The 26,346-nt window shown below is 57.7% G+C and carries 24 protein-coding genes; 8 read left to right on the forward strand and 16 right to left on the reverse strand.

Features of this window, described 5'->3' with window-relative positions:
- Nucleotides 1–232 precede the first annotated feature (232 nt).
- From gloA to glyQ, 6 genes are all read right to left on the reverse strand, one after another.
- The gene (gene gloA / locus AC6I6N_RS11380; RefSeq protein WP_003803488.1) at nt 233–628 is read right to left on the reverse strand and encodes a lactoylglutathione lyase; all 396 of its coding nucleotides are present in this window, start codon (nt 626–628) and stop codon (nt 233–235) included.
- 299 nt (nt 629–927) lie between these two features.
- Entirely contained in the window at nt 928–1,809 is an 882-nt protein-coding gene (locus tag AC6I6N_RS11385; RefSeq protein WP_497943516.1) for a M48 family metallopeptidase, read from the reverse strand.
- Nucleotides 1,775–2,524, reverse strand: coding sequence for a lysophospholipid acyltransferase family protein (locus AC6I6N_RS11390; protein WP_094195779.1), 750 nt, complete (start codon nt 2,522–2,524; stop codon nt 1,775–1,777). Before AC6I6N_RS11390 ends, AC6I6N_RS11385 begins: the two co-directional genes overlap by 35 nt.
- Before the next feature lies 1 nt (nt 2,525).
- Nucleotides 2,526–3,065, reverse strand: a complete 540-nt coding sequence (gene gmhB, locus AC6I6N_RS11395) for a D-glycero-beta-D-manno-heptose 1,7-bisphosphate 7-phosphatase (RefSeq protein ID WP_094195780.1) — start codon at nt 3,063–3,065, stop codon at nt 2,526–2,528.
- Nucleotides 3,065–5,197, reverse strand: a complete 2,133-nt coding sequence (gene glyS / locus AC6I6N_RS11400) for a glycine--tRNA ligase subunit beta (protein ID WP_108728020.1) — start codon at nt 5,195–5,197, stop codon at nt 3,065–3,067. Before glyS ends, gmhB begins: the two co-directional genes overlap by 1 nt.
- Nucleotides 5,197–6,102 (reverse strand): glycine--tRNA ligase subunit alpha, encoded by a 906-nt coding sequence (gene glyQ / locus AC6I6N_RS11405; RefSeq protein ID WP_094195782.1) that lies wholly within the window; start codon nt 6,100–6,102, stop codon nt 5,197–5,199. The genes glyS and glyQ overlap by 1 nt, the downstream gene beginning before the upstream one ends.
- 242 nt (nt 6,103–6,344) lie before the next feature.
- Between glyQ and AC6I6N_RS11410 the strand changes: the two genes are divergently transcribed.
- Both AC6I6N_RS11410 and AC6I6N_RS11415 read left to right on the forward strand, forming a co-directional pair.
- Nucleotides 6,345–7,112, forward strand: a complete 768-nt coding sequence (locus AC6I6N_RS11410) for a crotonase/enoyl-CoA hydratase family protein (RefSeq protein ID WP_094195784.1) — start codon at nt 6,345–6,347, stop codon at nt 7,110–7,112.
- A gap of 39 nt (nt 7,113–7,151) precedes the next feature.
- Nucleotides 7,152–8,672, forward strand: a complete 1,521-nt coding sequence (locus tag AC6I6N_RS11415; RefSeq protein ID WP_042483647.1) for a fumarate hydratase — start codon at nt 7,152–7,154, stop codon at nt 8,670–8,672.
- 327 nt (nt 8,673–8,999) lie between these two features.
- Here the strand turns inward: AC6I6N_RS11415 and AC6I6N_RS11420 are convergent, their stop codons facing one another.
- On the reverse strand, nt 9,000–9,587 hold the full coding sequence (locus AC6I6N_RS11420; protein WP_035271028.1) for a TetR/AcrR family transcriptional regulator: 588 nt from the start codon (nt 9,585–9,587) through the stop codon (nt 9,000–9,002).
- 133 nt (nt 9,588–9,720) lie between these two features.
- On the opposite strand from AC6I6N_RS11420, the gene AC6I6N_RS11425 reads away from it, so the two are divergent.
- The 3 genes from AC6I6N_RS11425 to AC6I6N_RS11435 all read left to right on the forward strand — a co-directional run bounded on the left by AC6I6N_RS11425 (nt 9,721) and on the right by AC6I6N_RS11435 (nt 12,634).
- Nucleotides 9,721–10,923 (forward strand): MFS transporter, encoded by a 1,203-nt coding sequence (locus tag AC6I6N_RS11425; RefSeq protein ID WP_429646094.1) that lies wholly within the window; start codon nt 9,721–9,723, stop codon nt 10,921–10,923.
- 24 nt (nt 10,924–10,947) lie between these two features.
- The gene (locus tag AC6I6N_RS11430) at nt 10,948–12,159 is read left to right on the forward strand and encodes an MFS transporter (RefSeq protein ID WP_429646093.1); all 1,212 of its coding nucleotides are present in this window, start codon (nt 10,948–10,950) and stop codon (nt 12,157–12,159) included.
- A 196-nt stretch (nt 12,160–12,355) separates the two neighbouring features.
- Nucleotides 12,356–12,634 carry a hypothetical protein gene (locus tag AC6I6N_RS11435; RefSeq protein WP_230019077.1) on the forward strand — a complete coding sequence of 93 codons (279 nt, stop codon included), beginning with the start codon at nt 12,356–12,358 and terminating at the stop codon, nt 12,632–12,634.
- Between the two features lie 181 nt (nt 12,635–12,815).
- Here the strand turns inward: AC6I6N_RS11435 and folK are convergent, their stop codons facing one another.
- The 4 genes from folK to hda are packed head-to-tail and all read right to left on the reverse strand — an operon-like array spanning nt 12,816 to nt 16,091.
- Nucleotides 12,816–13,268 (reverse strand): 2-amino-4-hydroxy-6-hydroxymethyldihydropteridine diphosphokinase, encoded by a 453-nt coding sequence (gene folK / locus AC6I6N_RS11440; protein WP_429646167.1) that lies wholly within the window; start codon nt 13,266–13,268, stop codon nt 12,816–12,818.
- Nucleotides 13,269–13,297: 29 nt separating this feature from the next.
- Nucleotides 13,298–14,677: a polynucleotide adenylyltransferase PcnB gene (gene pcnB / locus AC6I6N_RS11445; protein ID WP_108728017.1), complete on the reverse strand. Its 1,380-nt coding sequence runs from the start codon at nt 14,675–14,677 to the stop codon at nt 13,298–13,300.
- A gap of 10 nt (nt 14,678–14,687) precedes the next feature.
- Nucleotides 14,688–15,389 carry an HAD family hydrolase gene (locus AC6I6N_RS11450; protein WP_094195789.1) on the reverse strand — a complete coding sequence of 234 codons (702 nt, stop codon included), beginning with the start codon at nt 15,387–15,389 and terminating at the stop codon, nt 14,688–14,690.
- A 3-nt stretch (nt 15,390–15,392) separates the two neighbouring features.
- Nucleotides 15,393–16,091: a DnaA regulatory inactivator Hda gene (hda, locus tag AC6I6N_RS11455; protein WP_022983475.1), complete on the reverse strand. Its 699-nt coding sequence runs from the start codon at nt 16,089–16,091 to the stop codon at nt 15,393–15,395.
- 54 nt (nt 16,092–16,145) lie between these two features.
- Between hda and purM the strand changes: the two genes are divergently transcribed.
- Entirely contained in the window at nt 16,146–17,195 is a 1,050-nt protein-coding gene (purM, locus tag AC6I6N_RS11460) for a phosphoribosylformylglycinamidine cyclo-ligase (protein WP_094195791.1), read from the forward strand.
- Nucleotides 17,196–17,480: 285 nt separating this feature from the next.
- A complete protein-coding gene (locus AC6I6N_RS11465; RefSeq protein ID WP_264672470.1) occupies nt 17,481–18,941 on the forward strand; it encodes an NCS1 family nucleobase:cation symporter-1 in 1,461 nt (486 codons plus the stop codon).
- A gap of 105 nt (nt 18,942–19,046) precedes the next feature.
- On the opposite strand, the gene miaA is transcribed toward AC6I6N_RS11465, so the two are convergent.
- Together miaA and mutL are read right to left on the reverse strand one after the other, a co-directional pair.
- A complete protein-coding gene (miaA, locus tag AC6I6N_RS11470; protein WP_497943517.1) occupies nt 19,047–19,985 on the reverse strand; it encodes a tRNA (adenosine(37)-N6)-dimethylallyltransferase MiaA in 939 nt (312 codons plus the stop codon).
- Nucleotides 19,982–21,850 (reverse strand): DNA mismatch repair endonuclease MutL, encoded by a 1,869-nt coding sequence (mutL, locus tag AC6I6N_RS11475; protein WP_497943518.1) that lies wholly within the window; start codon nt 21,848–21,850, stop codon nt 19,982–19,984. Before mutL ends, miaA begins: the two co-directional genes overlap by 4 nt.
- A 145-nt stretch (nt 21,851–21,995) precedes the next feature.
- On the opposite strand from mutL, the gene AC6I6N_RS11480 reads away from it, so the two are divergent.
- Nucleotides 21,996–22,646 carry a VTT domain-containing protein gene (locus AC6I6N_RS11480; RefSeq protein ID WP_094195794.1) on the forward strand — a complete coding sequence of 217 codons (651 nt, stop codon included), beginning with the start codon at nt 21,996–21,998 and terminating at the stop codon, nt 22,644–22,646.
- Between the two features lie 69 nt (nt 22,647–22,715).
- On the opposite strand, the gene AC6I6N_RS11485 is transcribed toward AC6I6N_RS11480, so the two are convergent.
- Genes AC6I6N_RS11485 through AC6I6N_RS11495 form a run of 3 tightly spaced genes read right to left on the reverse strand, consistent with a single transcriptional unit; the run spans nt 22,716 to nt 26,343 of the window.
- Nucleotides 22,716–23,690 carry an FAD:protein FMN transferase gene (locus tag AC6I6N_RS11485; RefSeq protein WP_125277016.1) on the reverse strand — a complete coding sequence of 325 codons (975 nt, stop codon included), beginning with the start codon at nt 23,688–23,690 and terminating at the stop codon, nt 22,716–22,718.
- Nucleotides 23,671–25,854, reverse strand: coding sequence for a PepSY domain-containing protein (locus AC6I6N_RS11490; protein WP_108728013.1), 2,184 nt, complete (start codon nt 25,852–25,854; stop codon nt 23,671–23,673). The genes AC6I6N_RS11485 and AC6I6N_RS11490 overlap by 20 nt, the downstream gene beginning before the upstream one ends.
- Nucleotides 25,855–25,863: 9 nt before the next feature.
- A complete protein-coding gene (locus AC6I6N_RS11495) occupies nt 25,864–26,343 on the reverse strand; it encodes a DUF2271 domain-containing protein (protein WP_094195797.1) in 480 nt (159 codons plus the stop codon).
- Nucleotides 26,344–26,346: the final 3 nt, after the last annotated feature.

Raw genomic sequence — 26,346 nt, forward strand, 5'->3', positions numbered from 1 at the left:
AAACCACCTGATCGGGAAGCGATCAACCTTGTTTTGGACCTAGTTTGATCGCTGGGGATTAGCCGTCTTCAAATGTGAACAGCAGGTGGAGCGAAGAAGGCCTTACGATGACTGTAGTATCTGGCTGCCCTAGAGCGTAGTAAGTACAAGCAGTCGTAGGGAGGCAATCATCAGTCGTAGAGTGTCCAGGGGCGCCATAAAAAAACCGGCCTGCTACGGCCGGTTCTGCTTTTTAATCCACGCGCCCTTTGGCCTGGATCAGTTCAATCTTGTAGCCGTCCGGGTCTTCCACAAACGCAATCACGGTGGTGCCGTGCTTCATGGGACCGGCCTCGCGTACGACCTTGCCGCCGCGCGCCTTGATGTCCTCACAGGCCTTGTAGGCATCAGGCACTTCCAGGGCGATGTGGCCATAGCCATTACCCAGATCGTAGGAGGGGGTGTCCCAGTTGTGGGTCAGCTCCAGTACGGCGGCTTCGGACTCGTCCTGATAGCCCACAAAAGCCAGGGTGAAGCGGCCGTCCGGGTAGTCGGACTGGCGCAGCAATTTCATGCCCAGTACTTCGGTGTAAAAGGCCAAAGAACGGTCCAGATTGCCGACACGCAGCATGGTGTGCAGGATACGCATAAGGTAGAGCTCCTAGAGTTCAGCCTGCCTTAGGGCCTGTTGACATTAAAAGGAGGCCCCACACTGGCCGGTATTCAGGCAGCAGGCTAGGCGCACAGGCCGCCGCGTGGTGGTTCCACGCAAGGCATGGGCAACAACGTATGCTGTCTGAATACCGGCCAGCCCGAAAGGGTGAATATGCAAACGGGCGCCTGCCTGCGTTGCGAATGCTCGCCGTAGTCCCGCTACGGCTGTGCTTCGCGCCTTGCCATGCGCGTGTTTGCATATTCATGTGAGGCTCCTTTTAATGTCAACAGGCCCTAAAGCAGGGGCAGGGTGACTGGATCATATTGTCGTAACTGATTGCGCGCATTGACAAAATCAGGGTAGAGCGATTCGACTAAAGCCCAGAAACGTGGGCCGTGATTCATCTCTTGCAGATGCGCGACCTCGTGAGCGACGACGTAATCAATGATGGATGGGTGAAAGTGTATCAGGCGCCAGTTCAGCATGATCGTGCCGTCACTGTTGCAGGATCCCCAGCGTTTGGCGGGGGCGGCCAGGCGCAGTTTTCTGGCGCTCAGGCCTGACAATTCCAGATAATGCGCCAGACGCTGCTCAAACCAGAGCCGGGCCTGTTTTTGCAGCCAGGCTTGGGTCAGCTCCTGAACGCGCTGGGCCTCGGCATCGACGGGTAAGGGCAGGGACAAGCGCTGGCCGTGTTGGGCTTGGCTGATCAGGCCTTCAAACTGAACTTGTTGAATCTGTGGGTTCAGGCTAAGGCGAATGGGTACGCCCATAAAGGGCAGGATATCGCCATCAACCCATTGCAGGCTTTGCAAGGCCAATTGTTCGCGACGCTGTTGGTATTCGCGCAGCTTGCGCAGTATCCAGGCGCTTTTGCTGTGCAGGACTTGTTCGGCCTGGCTGAGCTTTACCCAGGAAGGCATGGCAACGGTCAGGCCACTGTCGTTAATGGTTAGACCCAGGGTGCGACGTCGAGAGCGTTTGAGTTGATAGCCAATGGTGTGGCCATCCAGTTCGACTTGTTGCCACTGAACGCCTTCGGGCAAGGTGTCAGGCCGGATGGTCAAGACCTGGTTGGGCGGCAAAGCAGAACCAGCGGGCGGCTTTTCTTGCCGCTGCGCCGGGTGGGGAAAGGCCGTGTCAGGAAACAGAGCCAGTTGCGGGGGGACCGTCATAGCGTTCCGGGTTCAAGACGCGCATTTCGGTTTCAATCCATGTCTGTACGCGTTGGTTGACTTCTTCAGGGCTCAGCCCGGTGGGATCAATGGGAGGCCCAAAAGAGATAGTAACCAAGCCCGGCGTCTTGATAAAGGCATTGCGACGCCAGCATTCGCCCGCATTGTGGGCGACGGGGATGACCGGTGTGCCGGTACGGGTGGCCAGCAAGGCTCCCCCCATTTTGTAGCGGCCTGTTGTGCCAGGGGCGGTGCGAGTCCCTTCCGGGAACAAGAGAGGCCAGCGGCCCTCGTCAATGCGCTGCTGCCCGACCTTGATGACTTGTTCAAAGGCATCCCGGCCTTTGGCGCGATCAATCGGGATCATGCGCAACAAGGCCAATCCCCAACCGAAGAAGGGGACTTTGTGTAGCTCGCGCTTGTAAACAAAACACACCTGTCGCGGCATGTAGGACGGAAAGAACAATGTTTCCCAGGCTGACTGGTGCTTGGACAGGATGATGGCCTTGCCATCGGGCAGGTTTTCCCAGCCCTTGGTCTGCCAGCGTATGCCCAAAATCGTGCGGGCCCCCCAGACCGCCAGACGTGGCCAGCCGGTGGTTACGCGGTAGCGTATATCCAGTGGCAGCGGTGCCATCAGCAGGCTCACAAAGGCATAGGGGATGACGGTAATCAACAAAAAGAGTTGATAGAGTGAAGCGCGGATAATGCCCATATCAGTTTCCGTGGAGCCATTTGTCGACAACAGCGGCCAGATCGGCCTCGACGCGCGTGCCGTCGGGCAAGCCGCCTTTCTCTAGAGTACGCATGCCTTTGCCAGTCTGAACCAACCAGGGAGCACAACCGGCTTGGCTGGCCGCCTGCAGATCGCGCAAGGAATCGCCCACCGAGGGTACGGTTTTCAGGTTCACTTCATAGCGGTGTGCGATATCGTGAAACATGCCAGGGGCTGGTTTGCGACAGGTGCAGCCATCATCAGGGCCGTGCGGGCAAATAAAGATGGCGTCGATAAAACCACCCAGCAAGGCCAGTTCGCGGCGCATCTTGGCATGGATAGCGTTTAGCGTGGTCATGGAAAACAAACCACGTGCCAGACCAGACTGGTTGGTGGCAATGACCACCTTCCAGCCGTTTTCGGTCAGGCGTGCCAAGGCCTCCAGACTGCCTGGAATGGCTTCCCACTCTTGTGGGCTTTTGATAAAGGCATCGCTGTCATGGTTGATGACACCGTCCCGATCAATGATGGCAAGTTTCACTAGTTAGCTAGCCTGGAAAGATCAGCAACCTGGTTCATCAGTGCGTGCAGCTTGGCCAGCAAGGCCAGACGGTTGGCACGGACGGCTGGATCTTCTGCCATGACCATGACGTCCTGGAAGAAGGTATCCACAGCACCACGGGCCTGAGCCAGGGTGGCCAGGGACGCGTCAAACTCGCCGGCTTCAAATTGGGCCTGAGCAACAGGCTGCAATTGCTCAATCTTGGCAGCCAGCTCGCGCTCGGCAGGTTCGACCAGCAGTTTGTCGTCCAGCGTGGCCAGTTCACCTTCGGCTTTCTTGAGCAGATTGCTGACACGCTTGTTGGCGGCAGCCAGACTCTCGGCTTCAGGGCGTTGGGCGAAGGAGGCGCAAGCTTGGATACGGGCGTGAACCTGTTCCAGCGGTGGGCGCAGGGCCAGCACGGCATCCACCACGCTGCGCTCGTAATCGTTGCTGAGCTGGTTACGGTAGCGTTCGTAAATGAAGGTTTGAACCGCGTCTACCGTGTCAGCAGCCAGGGCACCGTCCTTGAAGAAGGATGCCGTGGTGTTCAGCAGCGTATCCAGATTCAGGCTATTGGCCTTCAACTGGGCACCGGCTTGTAGCTGTTCGTAGGCGCTGATCAGGCCCAGAGCCGCGCGGCGCAGGGCGTAGGGGTCGCGTTCACCTGTAGGAGCCAGACCAATGCCCCAGATACCGACCAGAACCTCGGCGCGCTCGGCCAGGAACAGAATGGCCTGGGTCAGGCTGGCTTCTGTGACTGGCTGGTCCAGACGGTGACGGTATTGCTCACGAATCGCCAGCACGATGTCCTCGGGCTCGCCATCGCCTTGGGCGTAGTAAGCACCCATCACACCTTGCAGTTCGGGGAATTCGCCCACCATATTGGAGTTCAAGTCCGCCTTGGCCAGAAGCGCGGCACGACGGGCGTGCTCTTGATTGGCACCCAACTGCTTGGCGATGTAGCCAGCGACGGACTGCAAGCGTTCGATACGGTCCAGTTGCGAACCCAGCTTGTTGTGGTACACGCTGCCAGCCAGTGTAGGAACACGCTCGGCCAGAGTCTGTTTGCGATCAGTTTCAAAGAAGAACTGGGCGTCCGCCAGACGGGGGCGAACCACGCGCTCGTTACCTTCAATGATGTTGCTGGGATCGTCCACCTTCATATTGCTGACGATCAAAAAGCGATTGGTCAGTTTTTGGGTGGCGGGGTCAAACAGTGGGAAATACTTTTGATTCAGACGCATGGTCAGAATCAGGCACTCGGAAGGCACTTGCAGGAATTGCTCGTCGAACTGGCCCACGTACACGGTGGGGTATTCGACCAGAGCGGTGACTTCGTTCAGCAACGCTTCCACTTCGGGATCGTCGCCCAAGGTGGAGTTCAGGCGTTTGGCTTCAGCTTCCAGGTCGGTGCGAATCTGTTCGCGGCGTGTCTCGAAGGACGGAACGACCCAGCCTTGTTCCTGGACTTGGGTGGCCCAGCTATCGGCATCACGGATGTCGAAGGGGGCATCGCACATGAAGCGGTGGCCGTGTGTTTGACGACCGGCTTGCAGACCCAGGGCGCTGACGGGAACGATGTCCGAACCCCACAGGGCGACCAGACCATGGGCAGGGCGCACAAAGCGCACGCTGCTGACACCATCGGCCAACTGGTAGCGCATCACTTTAGGGATGGGCAGGTGGGTAATGGACCATTCCAGGGCTTCTTGCAGGCCGTCTTTCAGCGCCGCGCCGGTGGCTATGCCGCTAGCGTACAGGTAATCCTGCTTGCCATCGGATTCGCGCAGCAGGTCGCTGGCTTTCAGATGTTCCAGACCTTTGGCAGCCAGGCGTTTGGCCAGAGCCGGGGCGATCTCGCCGTTGGCATCCAGGCCAATATGGGCGGGCATCAGTTTTTCGGTGTAAGGCTGGTCTTCAGCTTGCTGGTAAGCCGCGCTGAACCAGGCAGCCAAGCGGCGTGGCGTGGCGTAGGCACGCACTTCACAGTTCGGTGCCAGCAGGGCTTGCTCGCCCAATACTTTTTGCAGACCTTCACTAAAGGCCTGACCTAGCTGTTGCAGCGCTTTGGGGGGCAGTTCTTCGGTGAACAGTTCAATCAGCAAAGGCTGTGTCGTGGAGGCGTTCATTACTTGGCCTCCGAGGATGTGTTGCTCAGCATGGGGAAACCTAGGCGTTCGCGGGAGTCGTAGTAAGCCTGTGCGACAGCGCGGGACAGATTGCGGATACGGCCAATATAGGCAGCGCGCTCAGTCACACTGATGGCGCCGCGTGCATCGAGCATATTGAAGGTATGGGCCGCTTTCAGCGTTTGCTCGTAAGCGGGCAGGGCCAGCGGCACGTCAATGATGCGCTTGGCTTCGGCTTCGTAGTCGTTGAAATGCGCAAACAGCACATCGGTGCTGGCGTGCTCGAAATTGTAGGTGGATTGCTCGACTTCGTTCTGGTGGAACACGTCGCGGTAGTAAATGCGCTGGCCGTTGTGACCTTCGGTCCAGACCAGATCGTAGACGCTTTCCACGCCTTGCAAGTACATGGCCAGACGTTCCAGACCATAGGTGATTTCGCCCGTGGTCGGCGTGCAATCCAGGCCGCCTACTTGCTGGAAGTAGGTGAACTGGGTGACTTCCATCCCGTTGAGCCAGACTTCCCAGCCCAGACCCCAGGCGCCCAGTGTCGGGTTTTCCCAGTCGTCTTCAACAAAACGGATGTCGTGCGCCTTGGGATTGATGCCCAAGGCTTCCAGCGAGCCGATATACAGATCCAGAATGTTTTCAGGTGCGGGCTTGAGCACGACCTGAAACTGGTAATAGTGTTGCAGGCGGTTGGGGTTGTCCCCGTAGCGCCCGTCTTTGGGGCGGCGCGAAGGTTGCACATAGGCAGCGCGCCAGGGTTCGGGACCAATAGCCCGTAAAAAGGTTGCCGTATGAGAGGTTCCGGCACCGACTTCCATGTCGTAGGGCTGAAGCAGAGCGCATCCGTGCTTGTCCCAGTATTGCTGGAGCGTAAGTATGATTTGCTGAAAGGTGAGCATGAGCAATGGCCAGTAAAGCGAGAAGCTGCAAAATTTTTCTATTTTAGCGTGAACTGCGCCCTTGCAGCAGAAAAGCGCCCGCAATGGGCTATTTTGGCCGTCCGGGCCATGGGCAAGGCCGCTGTGTACCGGGCGGTCAAGTTGTTTTTAGACGTATCATATGCGTTTGTCCAAATACGGCTTATTTGCTGACCCGATCTTGAAACACAATCCCGGGCAGCAGTCTATAGGAGGCTAGGTCCATGAGTGAACTTGTCACGCTTGAACGTATCGGCAAGGTGTTGTTGATTACCTTGAACCGTCCCGAGGCACGCAATGCCATCAACCTGGAAACGGCGCAGGCGCTGGCTCAGGCTCTGGATGAGTTTGATGCCGACCCCAGCATTGCCGTAGGCGTGCTGACCGGCGCTAACAATACGTTCTGCGCCGGTATGGATCTGAAAGCCTTTGCCAAGACGGGGCAGCGCCCTTATGTAGGCGACCGCGGCTTTGCCGGTATTTGCGAGCGCCCGCCTGCCAAGCCATTGATTGCCGCTGTGGAAGGCTACTGTCTGGCCGGTGGTTTTGAAATTGCCTTGTCCTGCGACCTGATTGTTGCGGCCGACAGCGCCAACTTTGGTCTGCCTGAAGTGAAACGCGGCATCGTTCCTGGATCGGGCGGCATGGTGCGTTTGCCAAGCCGCGTTCCTTACCATATGGCCATGGAAATGGTGTTGACCGGCGGGATGTACCCCGCGGCCCGTATGGCAGAACTTGGGTTGGTCAGCCGTCTGGCCGAGCCAGGCAAAGCCACTGAGCAGGCCCTGGCACTGGCCGAGCAGATTGCTGCCAATGGTCCTTTGGCTGTGCAAACTGCCAAGAGCATTATTTCCCAGTCGCGCGACTGGCGTCAGTCGGATCTGTTTGATCTGCAACGCCCTCGTATCGCTGCCATCTTCACCTCTGCAGACGCCAAGGAAGGCGCGACGGCCTTCGCTGAAAAGCGCGAGCCTGTCTGGCAGGGCAAATAGTTTCCCCTTGTTCATTCCGTTTTTTATATAGACGCCACCATGACCACGATCAAAGAAGACGATCTGATTCAGTCCATCGCTGATGCGGTGCAGTTCATCAGTTACTACCATCCCACCGACTATCTGGAGCATCTGGCCCGCGCCTACGAGCGCGAACAGAACCCGGCGGCCAAAGATGCCATCGCCCAGATCCTGACCAACTCGCGCATGTGTGCCGAGGGCCACCGCCCCATCTGTCAGGACACCGGGGTGGTGAACGTATTCCTGAAAGTGGGCATGGGTGTGCGCTTTGATACCAAGCGCTCCTTGCAGGAGCTCTGTGACGAGGGGGTACGTCGCGGTTATCTGAATCCGGATAACCCGCTGCGGGCCTCCATCCTGAACGACCCCTTGTTCACGCGCAAGAACACGCGCGACAACACGCCCTGTATTGTGAATGTCGAACTGATCGCTGGGGATCAGGTCGACATTCAAGTGGCAGCCAAGGGTGGTGGTTCAGAAAACAAGAGCAAGTTCGTGATGCTCAACCCCAGCGATTCTCTGGTTGATTGGGTACTCAAGACCGTTCCTACGATGGGCGCTGGCTGGTGTCCTCCGGGCATGCTGGGTATTGGCGTTGGCGGCACAGCCGAAAAAGCCATGCTGATGGCCAAAGAAGCCCTGATGGAAGACATCGATATGTACGAGCTGCTGCAACGCGGCCCGCAAAGCAAGCTGGAAGAGCTGCGTATCGAGCTCTACGAGAAGGTCAATGCCCTGGGTATTGGCGCTCAAGGTCTGGGTGGTTTGACGACTGTGCTGGATGTGAAGATCAACACCTTCCCGACCCACGCCGCTTCCAAGCCTGTGGCCATGATCCCCAACTGTGCGGCAACCCGCCACGTGCATTTCTCGCTGGATGGCAATGGCCCAGCCGAGCTGGCACCTCCACCGCTGTCGGCCTGGCCTGACATTCACTGGGCACCGGACTACAACAAGTCCCGCCAGGTGAATCTGGATGAGCTGACCCCTGAAGAAGTGGCTTCCTGGACGCCAGGTCAGACCTTGCTACTGTCGGGCAAGATGTTGACGGGCCGTGACGCCGCTCACAAGCGTATTCAGGACATGCTGGAAAAGGGCGAGTCCCTGCCAGTGGACTTCACCAACCGTGTGATTTACTACGTGGGCCCGGTTGATCCTGTGCGTGACGAAGCCGTGGGTCCAGCAGGCCCAACCACCGCCACTCGCATGGACAAGTTCACCGAGATGATGCTGGCCAAAACCGGCCTGATCTCCATGATCGGCAAGGCCGAGCGTGGCCCAACCGCGATTGAAGCCATCCGTGCCCACAAGTCGGCTTACCTGATGGCCGTGGGTGGTTCTGCGTACCTGGTATCCAAGGCCATTCGCAATGCGAAAGTGGTGGCTTTTGAAGACCTGGGCATGGAAGCCATTTACGAATTCGAGGTTCAGGATATGCCAGTAACCGTGGCCGTGGATTCGCAAGGTGTGTCTGTGCACAACACTGGCCCGGCCGAGTGGCGCAAGCGTATTGCAGAGATCTCTTTGGTCGCTGTGTAAGACGTGCAGCGGGAAGCTTGGGCTTCCCGGCTTTGTCGATAAAAAACCCGCATGAGTGTTTCTGGTCTGCTTGTAAAAGCAGTGTCAGCACAACATTCAATGCGGGTTTTTTTTATGGCTGGCGTTTATGTGGCCTTTACTTGCTTGCCAGGACGTTTCGGCTTTTGGGACGGCTCATCATCGCCGCAAAAACCAGGACCGTATATTTCTCGCCGCTCAAGAAGTCGCGTAAAACAGAATTCGATTTGTTGATCTGCCTGTCGCTAGAAGCAGATACTCCCAGGCCTGCTCTTTGCCGGGACTCTGGCTGCTTTGAGCATCACCCGTTCAGGACTTGATCAGCAAGCCGCGCAGCAACAAATCCAGTGCTGCCAGCCCCTTCACCAAGCGGGCATCGCCATCCTCTCCCTGGGCAATCCAGAATGCGGCTTCAGCCAGACTGCCGTAAATCAGGGAAGCCAGGGCGTGGGGATCGGCCTGTTCAATCCGGCCTTGATCCATCAGTGCCTGAATCAGGCCTTCCATGGAACCGACACAATATTGATGTGATTCGGGTGAGGCGCCACCCAGTACGGCTTTGGCATCACACAAGACAATGCGCTGCATTTCCGGCTCCAGTGCCATTTCCAGATAGGCATGGCAGCGGCGTACAAACCCGTCCCAGGCATCCTCGGCATTGTTTGAAATAGCCTGCAGGCGTTCATCCATTTCTGCATCGATCTGATCGACCACCGCCGCCAGCAAACCTTTTTTGTCGCCGAAGTGATGGTAGAGCGCGCCGCGTGTCAGACCTGCTTGGGCCGTCAATTCGTCCATGGATGTGTCGGCATAACCACGCTCTGCAAAGAAAGTGCGGGCGGTGGCCAGCAGGGTGGCGCGGGTTTCTTCCATCTCGGCGCGGGTACGGCGTGCCATAGTTTCTCCTTACATACGAACTGAATGTATATTTACATGCGTGGCGTATGTATATATCATTTTAAACATACGCCTTGTATGTATTGTCGACGCATCACCGTGTCGTGGCAAGCGGGCGTTCACGGAGAATGTAATGGCTCAGCCTTATCGAGAACTTTTTGCCGCGCCCGGCACACGGGGTTTTGCCCTGTCCGGGCTGCTGGCCCGGATTCCGCTGCCCATGATAGGGATAGGAATCATCACCATGCTGTCGCAATTGCGGGGCAGCTATGCCTTGGCGGGGGCGGTGTCCGCCACTTTTGTCCTGACCTATGCGCTGGTGTCGCCGCAGGTATCCCGTTGGGTGGACCAGCGTGGGCAAAGTCGTGTCCTGCCGCTGGCAACAGCCATCAGTGTGCTGGGCCTGCTGCTCTTGTTGGGGGCGAGCTGGTGGCAAGCGCCTGATTGGATCTTGTTTGCAGGCGCGGTGCTGGCCGGTTTCATGCCCAGCATGTCGGCCATGGTGCGTGCGCGCTGGACGGCGATTTATCGCGGCCAGGATCGCTTGCAAACGGCTTATTCGTTGGAAACCGTGCTGGATGAGGTCACCTTTATTGCCGGGCCGCCTTTGTCGGTGGGCTTGGCTGTTCTGGTGTTTCCGCAAGCCGGTGTGCTGGCTGCTGCGGTACTGCTGATTGCGGGTGTGTTGGCTCTGCTGCTGCAAAAGGGGACTGAGCCACCAATTCAGGTGCAGGAGCAGGGCAGTCGCCCTTCGGTCCTGCGTCTGAATAGTGTGCGTCTATTGGCCCTGTTGATGGTCGCCATGGGGGTGATCGTGGGCACCGTGGATATTGTCAGCGTGGCTTTTGCCGAGCAGATGGGGCAGCCGGGGGCGGCCAGTCTGGTGCTATCGGCTTACGCCTTGGGTTCTTGCGTGGCGGGTCTGGTGTTTGGTGGTTTGAAGCTGAATATTCCTTTGCATCGTCTGCTTTTAGTAGGTGGTTTGGCTACCGCTGCCACGACCTTGCCTTTATGGCTGGTGGCCAGCGTGGCTCAGTTGGCAGGGGCGGTCTTGCTGGCTGGTCTGTTTTTCGCTCCCACCATGATTGTTGCCATGTCGCTGGTTGAGCGTGTGGTGCCGGAGCAGCAATTAACCGAGGGCATGACCTGGTTGCTGGCTGGTCTGAATATTGGTGTGGCCATGGGGGCTGCCGCTTCGGGACAGATGGTGGATCAGGGCGGAGCTAGTTCTGGTTTTATGGTCGCGCTCTATGCCGCTGTCGTGATCGTCTTGCTTGCCTTGTTCAGTCATCAACGTCTGCGCAGGCCTGCAGTGGCTCGCTCCTGCGCTGTTTAGCCTTCTTTTCTTGAGTATTTAGCGATGAATACCCCTTCTCTATCCATGGCCGGGCAGCCCGGCAAGCGGCAGTCCTGGTTGGCGGTTGGCGCTGTTGGCTTGGCCACCTTTTCAGTGGTCACCACAGAAATGTTGCCCGTAGGTTTGTTGACCTCCATTGCAGACAGCTTGCAGACCTCTACGGGGACGGCTGGTTTGTTGATTTCCTTACCTGCCTTATTGGCCGCTTTGTTTGCGCCGCTGGTGGTGTTGGTTTCTGGTGGCGTGGATAGGCGACGCATCCTGTGCGGTTTGCTGGCCTTGTTGGTGGTGGCCAATATTGCGTCTGCCCTGGCTCCCAGCATTGTCTGGATGCTGGCTGCCCGTGTACTGGTCGGCTTTTGCATGGGAGGGATCTGGGCCATTGCGGGGGGGTTGGCCTCTCGTCTGGTTCCGGCTCAGTCTGTGGGGTTGGCAACCTCGATCATCTTCGGTGGGGTCGCCGCGGCTTCTGTATTGGGCGTGCCCTTAGGCGCCTTGATGGGCGATCTGCTCGGGTGGCGCTGGGCCTTTGGCGGCATGGCGCTACTGAGCGCTTCGGTGCTGATCTTCCATCTGGCCGTGATTCCTCCTCTGTTCGTGTCGTGCTCGACCACATGGCGTCAGTTCGTCGAGCAATTTGGCAATCGGCGGTTATGGTTTGGCTTGCTGCTGACCTTGATGCTGGTTGCGGGGCATTTCAGCGCGTTTACCTTTGTGCGTCCTCTTTTGCTGTCTGTTTCCGGCATAGGCTCTGAATGGATAGGGGGCTTGTTGTTCGCTTATGGTGTGGCCGGGATTGTGGGCAATTTCCTGATCGGGATTTCGGCGGCGCAACGCACTGAAGCCAGCTTGATGGCGATAGCGTTGGGTATAAGCATCACTGCTTTGCTTTTCTTGACAGTGGGTGGTTCACCGCTGGGTGGAGGTGTGATTTTGCTGCTTTGGGGCCTGGCCTATGGCGGGGTGTCGGTTGGGCTGATGAGCTGGATGATGAAGGCTGCAGCCAATGCTGTTGAGGTCGCCACTGCGTTGTACGTGGCTGTCTTCAATATCGGCATAGCGCTTGGCTCCTGGCTGGGTGGGCAGTTTGTGGACGCCTATGGCTTGAGTGCAAATCTGGGGCTGGCTGGCCTGGCCTCTTTTGTTGTGTTTTTGCTGCTGTTCGGAATAATTTTGCGACATAAAAGCTGTGCGAAAAAACAGGGCCCAGACTGATTTTCCCGGTCCAGCAAGGGCGCAAGCGCGGGTTATTGCTTATTGGTGACTTGGAGCAGCACTGCGACGATGTTTGTCAGAACTCCTTGAAATATTCTGTACATTGTTATGTTGTACGGTATAGGGATGCTTTCTGGCTGACCTCCCCTTATGGGCACACAATGTCGGTATGGGTGGTCTTAATTAAGGGCCTTGTATGACGCAACTTCAGCGCTCCACAACTATTCCGCAGCTCAACCCCACTATTTGGAACACTCTTGAGCTCGTGCGCTTACGCCAAACTCCCTGGCACAAGAAACAAGCCGTTTTTGAACAATTACAGTCGCTGGGATTAGTCCAAGCCATCCCGCAAACGACGCAAACGCCTTCCCCTTTTCCCGCTCCTTTGATTGCCATGTTGACCGAAGAAGGGCGGCAACTGCTGGAAGCCCGATCCAATCATCAGGACGCGCTGATCAAGCTCTTGGACGCCTAGCGCGCACAAAAAAACGTTAATAGGCCGGTGTCGATGACAGCGGCCTGTACAGCGTTTGCAGGGAGTCTTTCTTGCTCGCTCCAAGGAGCTGGCCGGGGTGTAGTCACCCCTTATTTCAGTCACTAGCAGCCTTGTCACGCATTGATGACGCAAAAAGGTGGCAAGTTGATCCTGCGTGCAATTAGTCCAGGCGCCAGATGCCCTGGTCTTTCACCGAGTCCAGCAGGGTGCTTATGTGGCCTTGGGCCAGTTCAAGTTCAGGAGCCAGATCGGCCAGTGGAACCAGCACAAAGGCACGCTCGTGCATGCGGGGATGTGGCACGATCAACCGTTCCGTATTGATCTGCTCTTGCCCGTAAAGCAGCAAGTCCAGATCCAGGGTACGGGGTGCATTACGGTACAGGCGTGTGCGGCCGTGCTCGTGCTCGATGGCTTGCAGAAGATCCAACAAGGCCTCGGGCGCCAGGGTGCAGGTGAAGCGGACGACAGTATTGACGTAATCCGGGCCACTGGAATCGACGGGAGCCGTGCTGTAGAAATGGGCCAGCGTCAGATCCTGGATGCCAGCAGTAGCGGCCAGTTCAGCCGCTGCTGTTTCCAGAGTTTGCCGTGCCCCACCCAGATTTGCGCCCATAGCCACAAAAACGGTGGTGTTGCCTGGGATCACGATTCGTTTGCGCCTGCTGAGTTGCTGCGCTTGGCATTGGAGCGGCGACGACGTGTGCGGCGCTGACCACTGCGCGAGCCAGTGGCGGCGGTGCCAGCAGGTTTGCGCACGGCGATCATGGCGCTGCGCTCTTCATCGCCCGCATCGGCCAGGTCCATCCACCACTGTGCCTGTACGCTATCGATCTCTTTGGCTTCGGCGCGTAGTTGTAAAAAGTCCACAGCGGCACGGAAACGAGGTTGTTCCGTCATGCGCCAGATGGCGCGATTGGCGATGCGTTCAAAACGGGGCTGCATGAACCAGATTTCGCGCATATCCGACTGGAAGCGCTTTTGAATCGGCATGATGCGGCTTTGTTTTTCCAGGATGAGGTCGGCGGCCTCCAGCAAGGCTTGCTGGGGATGCATGTCCTGAGCGCTGCGTCGGTCCCACTCCTGCTTGACCAGCTTCCAGAGCAGGCAGGCATAGATAAAGCTGGGGCTGACCGATTTACCGGCGCGAACGCGGGTATCGGTACGGGCCAGGGCCATATCCAGAAATTCCGAGCCACCAGGCAGACGTTGAACTGGCTCGACCATGGGCAAGAGCTTGCTGTGCAGACCCAGAGCCTGCAGGCGCTGGATGCAGTCCATGGCGTGGCCGCAGTTCAGCAGCTTGAGTGTTTCGTCAGCCAGACGAGATTCGGGCACGTTCTCGATCAGACGCGACAAGGAACGGATCGGCGCGTCCGTCGTGGGCTCGATGGTGGCGTCCAGCTTGGAGGCAAAGCGCACGGCACGCAGCATGCGCACCGGGTCTTCACGATAGCGGGTTTGCGCATCACCAATAATACGTACCTGACGGTCTTTCAGATCGGCTACCCCGTTGTGGTAGTCGATAACGGTTTCGGTCAGAGGATCGTAGTAAAGCGCGTTCAGCGTGAAATCACGGCGGGCGGCATCGTCTTCGATGGTGCCGTACTCGTTGTCTCGCAGGATCCGGCCATGTTCGTCGGTCTGCTTGCCGCTATCGTCAGCCCGGAACGTCGAGGTTTCGATGATTTCCTGGCCAAACACCACGTGAACCAGGCGGAAGCGGCGGCCAATAATGCGGGCGCGACGGAACAGGGGGCGGATTTGCTCGGGCGTGGCGTTGGTCGCCACGTCAAAGTCCTTGGGTTCCAGGCCCACCAGCAAATCGCGCACCGCGCCGCCCACGACATAGGCTTGATAGCCTTCGTGGTTCAGCACTTCGCACACTTTGATGGCATGGCGTGAGACCAGACGCCGGTCTATGCCATGTTCTTCACGTGTGTAGCGGCGCGGCCCTTTGGGACGCGCGCTTTTGGCTGGTTTGAGCAGCCGGTCGACAAATGTTTTTATTGTTCGCTTGAGCATGCGTCTGATTTTACGATTTGCTGTCCATCATGTCAGCGAACAAATCGATGACGAGCCAATTACGTTCGGTCGCCACGGCGCGCAGCTTGTCGCTGGGGTTGGTCGCCACAGGGTCGGTCACCACTTCCATCAGGGGCAGATCATTGGGCGAATCGCTGTAGAACCAGCTGCGCTCGAAGTCAGCCAGAGATTTGCCCATGGTTTGGAGCCATTGCTCCACACGGGTAATCTTGCCAGCCTGAAAGCTGGGCACACCGCTGATCTTGCCGGTGTAGCGGCCATCTTTCATTTCAGGGGTAGTGGCGATCAAGTGGTCTACGTCCAGTGCAGCGGCAATGGGACGCGTCACAAATTCGTTGGTGGCCGTCACAATCGCTACCAGATGGCCCTGGTCCTGATGCTGGGCCAGCAGCTCGCGGGCAGCGGGGCTGATCGAGGGCAGGATCACGGCCTGCATGAATTCGTCTTGCCAGGCCAGCAACTCTTCCTGGCTGGCGTTGGTGAGCAGGCCCAACATGAATTCGGCCGATTCTTCGGCCGTCAATAATCCCTGGTTATAGCGTTCCATCAGGTCTTCATTCAGACGGATGGCTTCGGCGGGGTCACCGACGCGGCCAGTACGGGCCAGGAAGTCAGCCCACTGGTAATCGCTATCTAAAGGAAGCAGAGTGTGGTCCAGATCAAACAGGGCAATAAAAGAAGAAGCAGTCATGACTCAACTAGAAGATTGGGTCTGGCTGTTGGCCAGAAGTTCTTTGAGCAGGGGTAAAGTGATGGGGCGTTTCTTTACCAGTGAATAGTTGTCCAGCGCATCGATCAGTGCGCTCAAGCGGTTCATATCGCGATCGTAGTGAGTCAGTATCCAACTGAGCACTTCCGCTTGCAGTTGCAGTCCACGGGCAGCGGCCCGCTGTTGCATGGCTTCGGCCCGGTGGGCGTCCGACAGGTATTCCAGTCTGAATACCAGGTCCCAGCCCAGTCGTGTACGCAAGTCCTCGCGTACTGACATGGTTTTGGGTGCCCGGTCGCCGGAGACCAGCAGCGTGAAGGCGTCGGGCCGGGTGGCCGACTCGCGCCAGCGATTGTACAGTGCAAATACGGCAGCCTGTCCGTGCTCGTCAAAACGTTCGATATCGTCGATGGCCAAGAGGCTGGGAGGGGCTTTGTCATCCGTGGCGATGTCAAAGATGGGCTGGGAGGGAGTATCTGAACTAAAATAGCGGCTGTCGTCTTGACTGGCCATCGCCCGCAGCAGATGTGTTCGACCTGCGCCGGGTGGTCCCCACAGGTAAACCGCGCGTCCTGGACTGCACTGACGCAGAGCCTGCAACGCAGCCTGATTCGCTCCGGCAACAAAGTTGTCCAAAGAGGCAGGCGGTGCTGGAGATATATCCAGAATCAGTTGCTCGGTCATGTGTCGTACAATTTCGTCCAACTCGCAATTTTCACATATCCCACGGCTTTTCCCATGAAAAACACTACTTCTGTTTCCTTGACCTACCGCGATGCAGGCGTGGATATCGACGCGGGCGATGCCCTGGTCGATCGTATTAAACCACTGGCTGCCAAAACCATGCGTGCAGGCGTCATGGCTGGAATCGGAGGCTTTGGCGCTTTGTTTGAAGTGCCTACCCACCTTAAAGAGCCCGTTCTGGTGTCCGGCACCGACGGTGTTGGTACCAAACTACGCCTGGCATTTGACTGGCAGCGCCACGACACTGTGGGTATAGACCTGGTGGCCATGAGTGTCAACGACATTCTAGTCCAGGGCGCAGAACCCTTGTACTTTCTGGATTATTTTGCCTGCGGCAAGCTGTCGGTCGATACGGCGGCTCAAGTGGTGGGTGGCATTGCCAAGGGTTGTGAACTGTCCGCTTGCGCCCTGATCGGTGGCGAAACGGCAGAGATGCCCGGCATGTACCCCGAAGGCGAATACGACCTGGCCGGTTTTGCGGTGGGTGCGGTGGAGAAATCGCGCATTATCGACGGCAAGTCCATTGTCCCCGGTGACGTGGTTCTGGGCCTGGCATCCAGCGGTGCTCACTCCAATGGCTACTCTTTGATTCGCAAGATTCTCAAGCACGCCAATGCCAAGCCTACCGACGAGCTGGATGGCCGTCCTTTGGCTGACGTGGTTATGGAACCCACCCGCATTTACGTGAAATCCGTGCTGGCCGCCTTGGCTGCCCACGGTGCAGACATCAAGGGCTTGGCTCACATCACGGGCGGCGGTTTGCTGGAGAACGTGCCACGCATTCTGCAAAAGCACCTGACTGCCCGCCTGAAGCGCGATTCCTGGACCATGCCTGCCTTGTTCCAGTGGTTGCAAAGCAACGGTAACGTGGCCGACGAAGAAATGTACCGCGTGTTCAACTGTGGTATTGGCATGATCATCATCGTTCCCGCAGACAAGGCAGAGGCCATCAGCGCCACCTTGTCCGAGCAAGGTGAAACCGTCTACCAACTGGGCGAAATCCTGGAACGTCAGGAAGGTCAGGCGCAGACTGAAGTGGTCTGAAACCCTCGGATCTTTCCGTGAATAGAAAAGCCAGCTCAATGAGCTGGCTTTTTTTATTTCTGCGTCTGCTCCCGAAGCCCGCTGTATTAGCGCATCGAATCTGGTGTATTTGATTTTCAAATAAGGTTTATATGAAAGTAATTATGCTGTTTTTTGAGCTAATCCGAATTTAAGTATTACTCGTACATTCCATAATGTTCCCCGGCCAGCAAGGCTCCTACAGTAGCGGCAAGAGCATAGAAATATTAGCTGAAATGTTAGAAGCAATTTCTGAGGGGAAGAAAAATGGAGCATAGCGATTTATCCTTGAAGGACCCGCATCCATCCTTGCATAACGAGGATCTGGCGCCTTTGCCGCGACAAAAACGTTTGTGGGGCTGGTTCGAGATTTTCAACGTCTGGTCCAACGATATTCAAAGTCTGTTTGGCTATACCCTGGCCGCCACCTTGTTTATTTCTTATGGGCTCAATGGCTGGGCCGTGTTTGCCGGTATCTTGCTGGCCGGTTTTATTGTGATGGGCCTGGTGAACCTGAGCGGTAAACCCAGCGTGTTGTATGGCGTTCCCTATCCTGTGATCGCCCGTATCAGCATGGGGGTGAAGGGCGCCAAGTTTCCTGCCCTGGTACGCGGGATTGTGGCTATCTTCTGGTACGGCGTGCAGACCTACTTTGCCTCTACCGCCTTGGCTTTGTTGTTCAATGCCTTGCTCGGCCACCCCGGAGGTGCTCTGTTCCTGGGGCTGGATTGGGTGGGCTGGTTGTCTTACATCGTGGTCTGCGTCTTGCAACTGGGTATTTTTCTGATGGGCATGAAGTGGATTACGCGCTTCCTGAATTGGGCAGGTCCCTTGGTGTACCTGGTGATGTTCGCGCTGCTGGCGGTGATTTGGTACAAGGCAGGCAGCGGTCTACTTGATAAAGTAGGCGAGATTTTTGCCGGTAAGGGCACTTATGAAGGCGGCCCCTTGATGGCCTTTGGTGCGGTGGTGGGGACCATGGTGGCGTACTTTGCCGCTGTCGTGATCAATTACGGTGACTTCTCGCGTTTTGTGAAAGACGAGCGCAGCATGCGTATCGGTAACTTCATGGGCTTGCCCGTCAGTCTGGCCGTGTTCTCCTTCCTGGCCTTGTTCATTACCGCTGGTACGGCTGTGCTGTTTGGTGAAACCTTGACCAACCCCACCGATATTGTGGATCGTGTCGATAGCCTGGTTCTGACGGTCATTGCGGCTTTGACCTTCTTTGCCGCCACCGTCGGTATCAACCTGGTGGCGAACTTCATTCCGCCTGCCTTCGATCTGGCTAACCTCAAGCCCGAGCTGATCTCCGCCAAGATGGGCGGCATTCTGACTGCTGTCATTGCTTTCTTTATCGGTGCTCTGTGGCTTCCGCTGATCAGCGCCATTGGGATTACCGGCTTTGTGGATACCTTGGGCGCCTTGCTGGCCCCCTTGTACGGCATCATGATTGTGGACTTTTACTTGATTCGCAGACAGCGGGTGGTGGTGTCGGATCTGTTCTCTCTGAAAGAAAGTGGTGCCTACTACTTCCAGAATGGTTGGAACAAGCGTGCCATGATCGCCTTTTTCCTGGCGGCTGTGTTCTCGGTGGCGACGGTGTGGGTACCCGCACTGGCGAATATGGCCGGTTATGGTTGGTTGATTGGTGCCTTGTTGGGCGGTGCGTTTCAGTACCTGGCGATGCGCACTCAAATCCAGCCCAAGCTGAACGGCGCTTCGGCGTAAAAACGGAGTTTGGATAAAAAAGCGGTCTTTTTGAACAGTCCCTGGCAGTTGGATACTATCCGGCTGCCAGGGACTGTTCGTAAAAACGAGGCTGTTATCTGAGTATCAAGCTGGCCAGATCTGGCGCGTCGCTTGCACAATCTGCTCGGCAGCTTGCGGGTTCTGACAGTTGAATTGCTGACGCTCGGGTTCGGATCGCAGCCAGGTCAATTGGCGTTTGGCCAGTTGGCGAGTCGCGGCAATAGCCTGTTCAATGGCCAGGTCCAGGCTGACTTCGCCGTCCAGATACGACCACAGTTGCCGATAGCCCACACAACGAATAGAGGGCAGGCCGGGATGCAAGTCAGGGCGCTGATAAAGCTTCTCTACTTCCTGCAGCAGCCCTTGTTTGATCATGTCTTGATAGCGAACCGCAATACGTTTATGCAGCCAGGATCGGTCTTCCGGTTCCAGGCTCAGGGTGACGTACCGATGGCTGCCTTCTTGAGGCTGGGCCTTGTCCTTGAGCCAGTCGCTCATGGTTTTGCCGCTGATATGGAAAATCTCCAGCGCACGTTGAATGCGCTGGCTATCGCGTGGAGCCAGTCGGGCGGCTGTTACCGGGTCGATGCGGGTCAGTTCCGCGTGCATGCCGGGCCAGCCAATTTCCTGGGCGCGTTCATCTAGTTGCTGGCGAATGGCAGGGTCGGCCTGTGGCAAGTCGTTCAAGCCCTCACGCAAGGCTTTGTAATACAGCATGGTGCCGCCACATAGGACGGGATAATGCCCGCGTGCCTGAATCTCCTGAATCAGTCGGGTGGCATCGGTGGCGAATTCCGCCGCCGAATAACTTTCAACTGGGTCGCGAATATCCAGCAAGTGGTGGGGGATAGCCGCTTGTTCCTGGGCGCTGGGCTTGGCGGTGCCAATATCCATGTCACGATAAATCGTGGCCGAGTCCATCACAATCACTTCAATTGGCCAGTGTTGCGCCAGGATATGCGTGCTTGCGCTTTTGCCGCTGGCCGTCGGGCCGGCCAGGCACAGAATGGGTAAATCGTTCATTGTCCACGCATAAAAAGTTTGTCCAGCTCGCTGAGCTTCCATTGGAACCAGGTGGGGCGGCCGTGATTGCACAAGTCGGCCCGATCAGTTTGTTCCATCTTGCGAAGCAAAGCGTTCATCTCGGGAATGCTCAGGCGGCGATTGGCACGTACCGCACCGTGGCAGGCCATGGTCGAGAGCAGTTCGTTGCGCTGTTCATCCAGATGGCGTGACGATCCTACCTGCGCCAGATCGCGCAGCACGGCACGGGCCAGGGATTCGATATCGCCTTGCGCCAGGAGGGCAGGGACGGCGCGCACGGCCATCGTGGTGGGGCCTGCCGGGCTCATGCTCAGACCCAGCTCGGCCAGGGTCTCCTGATGCTCATCCAGTAAAGCGATATCGCTTTCCGAGCAGCCAAAGACCACGGGGACCAGCAAGTCTTGGCGAGGTAGCTCACGACCATCCAACGCCTGCTTTAACTGTTCGTAGACCACACGTTCGTGGGCGGCGTGCATGTCCACCAGAATCATGCCTTGACGGGTTTCCGACAGAATGTAGATGCCGTGCAATTGGCCCAGCGCCATGCCCAAGGGAAATTCGTCGGTCGGGCTATCCGTGTCGCTTTGATAGTCGGTGACGGGGGTGTTGCTGGAAACAGGCTCAATCGGGCGGTACATGCTTTTCCAGTCTGCACCACCTCCGGAAGGTTCGCGCATGTTGAAGCTGGATTGCCAGCCTTGGCGAGCCGGATGGCTATATGGCATGGCGGGTTCGCCGCTGGTATAGGAGCCGCCTGCTGCGCCAGGAACGGGGGAAGGGTAGGGTGTATCTGGCGCTTGGGGCTGGGTGGCACCTTCAGGCAAAGGCATGGCGGCAATAGGCGTTTCACCGGCCATACTGCCTTGCGCCAAGGTTTGTCCCACGGATTGCAGCACAAAGCGGTACACGGCACCACTGTCACGGAAGCGGACTTCGTGCTTGGCCGGGTGTACGTTTACATCCAGTGTGGAGGGGGCAATGTCCAGAAACAGGGCATAGGCGGGTTGGCGATCCCCATGCAGTACATCGGCATACGCACTGCGTATGGCATGAGACACGGTACGATCGCGCACAAAGCGGCCATTTACAAACAGGAACTGCTTGTCTCCATTTGGGCGAGCGTGGGCAGGGTGAATCACCAGACCACGCAAGCTGATCAGGCCTTGTTCCTGGGCGACGGGCAGGCTTTGCTCAATAAACTCTTTGCCCAAGATATCCAGCAGGCGCTGTTCCAGCGTGCCACTGCGCCAGTGGCGCTGGGGTTTGTCATTGTGAAACAGACGAAAAGCGATTTGTGGCTGTGCCAGGGCAATGCGCTCCAGCGCAGTCACGCAATGGCCGTACTCCGTGCCTTCCGTACGCAGAAACTTGCGACGGGCGGGGATCTCGTCAAAGAGCTGGCGTACATCCACATGCGTGCCGATCTGCCCAGAGGCCGGTTGAGGTTCACTTTGGCCTAGCGAGTACTCCCAGGCGTGTGGGTCGTCCTGGGTGCGCGAATTGATCGTCAGACGGGCGACCGAGGCAATCGAGGGCAGGGCCTCACCCCGAAAGCCCATGGACGCCACAGACTCCAACTCTTCGAGCGAGCGAATCTTGCTGGTGGCATGTTGCAGCAGCGCCAAGGGCAATTCTTCTTGCGTGATGCCGTGACCATCGTCGCTGACAGAGATGCGGCGGATACCGCCGCCGTCCAGACGAATTTCGATGGCACTGGCACCGGCGTCAATGGCGTTTTCCAGCAGTTCCTTCAGCACAGATGCCGGGCGCTCGATAACCTCACCGGCTGCAATTTGGCTTACAAGCAAGTCAGGGAGTGGGATAATACGGCGTCTTGATGACATAGGGCGGCTGGCCTTGTGTGTATTCAGGGTTGAACCATACACGTTCAACGGGTTTCAAACGGTAGCGGCTTATTTTAACCGCTTGATCTATGGTGTCGGTCTGGTCAGTATTGGGCTGGCTGGATTGTTATTTTGGCGTGGAACTATGCCCGATTTACTCAGCATGATCCTTCATATTGACCAATACCTGGGGGTGTGGGTCGAGCAGTATGGGGCCTGGATTTATCTTGTTCTGTTCTTGATTATATTTGGCGAGACCGGGCTTGTGGTTCTGCCTTTCCTGCCGGGCGACTCTTTGCTGTTTATTGCCGGAGCCTTCGGTGCCTCGGGCATGCTGGACCCGGTGATGCTCGGTGGCCTGCTGATCGTGGCGGCTGTGCTGGGCAATACCGTGAACTATCACGTGGGGCGGTATATAGGCCCGAAAGTCTTTACCCAGGAATCCCGATTCCTGGATCGCCGTGCGCTGGTCAAAACCCATGCTTTCTATGAAAAGCATGGTGGCAAGACCATCGTCATTTCCCGCTTCCTGCCTCTGTTCCGTACCTTCGCGCCTTTTGTGGCGGGAGTGGGGCACATGAATGCCTGGCGCTTTCAGATGTACAACATGACAGGCGCGGTTTTATGGATTTGCAGCTTGATTACGCTGGGCTACTTTTTTGGCAATGTGCCTTTCATCAAGGCGCATTTGAATACCATCGTGCTGATTGGTATTGCGGCTGCCGCGGTGCCTGTTGTGGCCGGGGCCTTGTGGAAGATCTTCAAACGCAAGAGCAAGGGTGATGCCGCTTTATAGGCTGTCGAGTCCGCTGCCTGATACGACTGGGCCGTGCGAAAACGGGACGCTAAGGCGTCCCGTTTTTCATCATGCCTTTGCTGGCGATGCTGGCGCTTCGCTAAACCGCCCCAGGCCAACGGTGGTCAAACGATTGTCACGACGCAGTAGCCAAAGCGCTTCTATGCCCATGCGTTGTGCCAAGGCCATGCCATCGCTGCCGCTGACCAGCAAGGCGGTGGCCCAGGCATCGGCCCGCATGCAGTCTGGCGCCAGAACAGTTACGGACGCGATATCGTTGCGCACAGGTGCGCGATGCCTGCTATCCATGGTGTGTGCGACTCGGATATCACCGAGCTGTAAAAAACGCCGATAATCGCCCGAGGTGGCGATGGACAGATTATCCAGTTCAACCACGCTGTGAGTGGAGCGCCGTCCATCCTGGGGGTATTCGACCGCTACCGCCCAAGGCTGGCCTTGACACTGGCTGTTCAGGGCGCGAAGTTCTCCGTCCAGGGCCAGCAAGGCGTGATCAAGGCCGTGCTGACGCAGCACCAGGGCCATACGGTCTACCGCATAGCCTTTGGCGATCCCGCACAGGTCTAGCTGTAGGGGAGCGTGTTTGATGGCGCGGCCGGCGGCCATATCCAGTTCCAGTGTTTCGTAAGCGGGGGTAGAACCTGCTTGAGCGGCACGACGGATGGCGGCAGCATCGGGCTCATGTCGGGCGGGGCCAAAACCCCAGGCATCTACCAGGTCCCCCAGGCCAGGGTCAAAAGCGCCCTGGCTGCGACGATTGATCTCCAGGGCACAGGCTAACACCTCAAGTATTTCTGGGGGCAGGTCCAGCCATGTACCGGGAGGGGTCCGGTTGAGCCGATTTAGCTCGCTGTCGGGCAGCCACGGGGACATTTGCCGATCCACTTGGTGAACGGCCTCTGCCAGCGCTTGTTGCAGGTCTGCTACCTCCACGGCATCGGTCGTTTCCACAAGGGCGGACCAGCGCGTGCCCATGGTTGGGCCGTTCAGTGTCAGGCGTCGAACGTCAGAAGAGGTCTTCGGCATAGCGCCCGTTCTCCTTGAGCCAGGCCAGGTTCTTGCCCATATCCATCAGAATAGTGTCCAGTTCTTGTCTGATTGCCTGAGCCATGGGGCGGCTGCCACAAACACGCACAAGCGCGCCTTTTTCCAGAAGGGTGCGGATCTGTTGGGCGTCACGCTGTACGGCGTTCTGTACATAACCGCCACCATCAGGCATTCGGGAGAAGCTTGTGTGCAATTGGTGTAGATGGCCTTGGGTCTGCCAGTCTTTGAGCTCCTTCTCAAAATAATAATCCTGTTTGGAATCACGAGTACCGTAATACAGGTACATGGGACGATGTCGCCTATTGTCGCGAATGAAACCGGCCAACGGAGCCACCCCGGTGCCCGCGCCAATCAACACCACCGGGCTTCGGGAGCCGGTCAGCGTGAAGCCGGGGTTGGGCCGGATGAAGGCTTGAATCTGATCTCCGATCTGCAGGCGATGCAAATACGGAGAGCAAACACCACCGCTTGTGTATCGCACACAGATTTCCACGAACCCATCCTGTTTGCCTGAGGCCAGTGAGTAGTAGCGTGGGACTGACTGTTCGCCGGGAGGAAGAACGCCCAGCAGGTCTCCGGCTGCGAAGCGGGGCACTGGCTGGTCGGGCAGCGCAAAGCGCAGGATGACGGCGGGCTGACCCGTAGCACCGGGAAAGTCCTGGCGTGACAGCAGTGTCAGGGTTGCCATGCGCGGCAAACGAGGCTGGTAGGCAAGCGGCACAGCTTGCCCCAGCGCGTCAGAAAGGCTTCGTCCCCAGCGAGCAAACTCCTGGGGAGATTGCTGATGAATACGCTCTAGCGCCAGCAAAGGTTTCCATCCCCGCTCCCGCAAGGCGTGCTCGAGCGTGTTGGCAAATCCGCAAAAGTCAGGAAACTGTCTATCCCCAAACCCTAAAACCGCGACTTGAGCGTCAGTGGGCGGCTGGCTGGCGATCTGTTTGAGTGCTTTTTGTGCGTGGGCGGGCGGCTGGCCTTCACCGTAAGTGGCGGCCAGGATATATACCTGGCGGGCCGTTGGTGGTACTCGCCAGTTCTCCAGCGTGGTGGTATGTACCTGACGACCCATGGCTTTGAGTGCGTCGTGCAGCGCTTGCGCAAACCCCCAGGTACTGCCGCCCTCACTGGCGACAAAAATCAGACTGTCGGCCTGGGCCAGTGGGCTATTGCCTTTAAGCGTGGGACGGCTGCGGCGCGCTTGCCACCACATTAGGATACCTGTGTACCAGAACAAGGGTATGCACGCTGCCGATAGGCCAAGAAAAATGGCCCACAGCCAGGCTCCATCTCCGGTATGCAAGAGCAAGATCCAGTCGTAGAGGCGTTGTGCCAGGGTCGACGGCTCCCAGGCCAAGGTCTGACCTTGGTACTGGTCCGCCCAGCCTTGGCCCTGAACAGTGAGAACGCGCCAAGTGTCTTGAGGGTCCTCATGTGTTGGTAGATTGAGCCGTTGCAGATCCTGCACACGTAAAGTCTGCAACAGGTCGATCTGGCCCGGTGGAAGCGGCGGCTGTCCGGTGGCTTGCGAGCTCACTTCGGGCTCCGTGCTCGGACTTAGCGTGATCAGCTCGAACGTGCTGGCGCTCATGTAAAGGGCCGTGGCTGAGGACAGGGCCAGGATCAATAAAATGACCCTGCCGCTCAGTACATGCAGGCGTTGGGGGAGGGTGCCACGCACGGGCCCGGTAAGTCCCCGCCAGCCACCCATTCGACGCAGCAGCAACACCAGTCCGGACACAGACAGGGTCAACATGGCCAGAGCAACCATGGCTGCTGTAATGCGTCCTGGGTCGTCCATCAAGAAAGTGCGATGCAGGTTTTTGACCCAACGCGGCAGCAGGGAGGCCTGGTAGTCTCCCAGGATTTTGCCGTCTGCCGGGTCCACACGTATGGCCCGGGCTTGTCCGTTCTCAAACGCATAGACCACGAAGATGCCTGATGGCAGATGACGAATTTCTTCTGCGCCAGGGACAGTGCTCTTTACGCGCTCCACCAGTGTGGCAAGCGGCAGGTCGGACTCGGTGGGAGCGGCCTGCAGGGCGTTGCGCAAGGGCTCAAGTGCCAACATCGTGCCTGTGATGGCCAGTACCAGCGCGAGGGTGCCTGCTACCAGTCCCAGCCATCGATGGACGAATCGCCAGATCATGTAGGTTCCTTACTGCAACTGATAGGTCAGGGATTGAATATATTGTTTGCCTGTCTGTGGCGAGCCCGCGTTGGCGGCAGTCAGGGGAACACGGATTTCCGATGGGCTATCCCGCATGTCTTCGGCGGCGGCATCGACACGGAGCTCGTAGCCGGCGTCAATCAGGGCATCCTCCAGTTCTGCTGTCACCTCCAGAGTGCGCCCGGCACCGACGCTGGCGCCGGTTACTCCTTGCAGGCGTTGGCCATCGCTGGCGGACAAGCGATTCCAGTCTGCCAGATGCTTGTAGTATTTGGCTTTGCCGCCGGCGACCCACAGTGTGCGTACATACGCGCCCTGGGCATCGGTCAGGTAGACGGCCAAATAGGCCCCGTCACCGCCGTAGTCTTTGAGGGTAGTGGAAAGTGCCACGGTACGGCCCTGCGCTAAAGAGGGCAGGGCCACGGTACAGGCTGCAGCCAGGGTGGTGAGAAGAAAACGCTTGGACATGAT

The sequence above is a fragment of the Alcaligenes sp. LTN-3 genome (assembly GCF_059735605.1).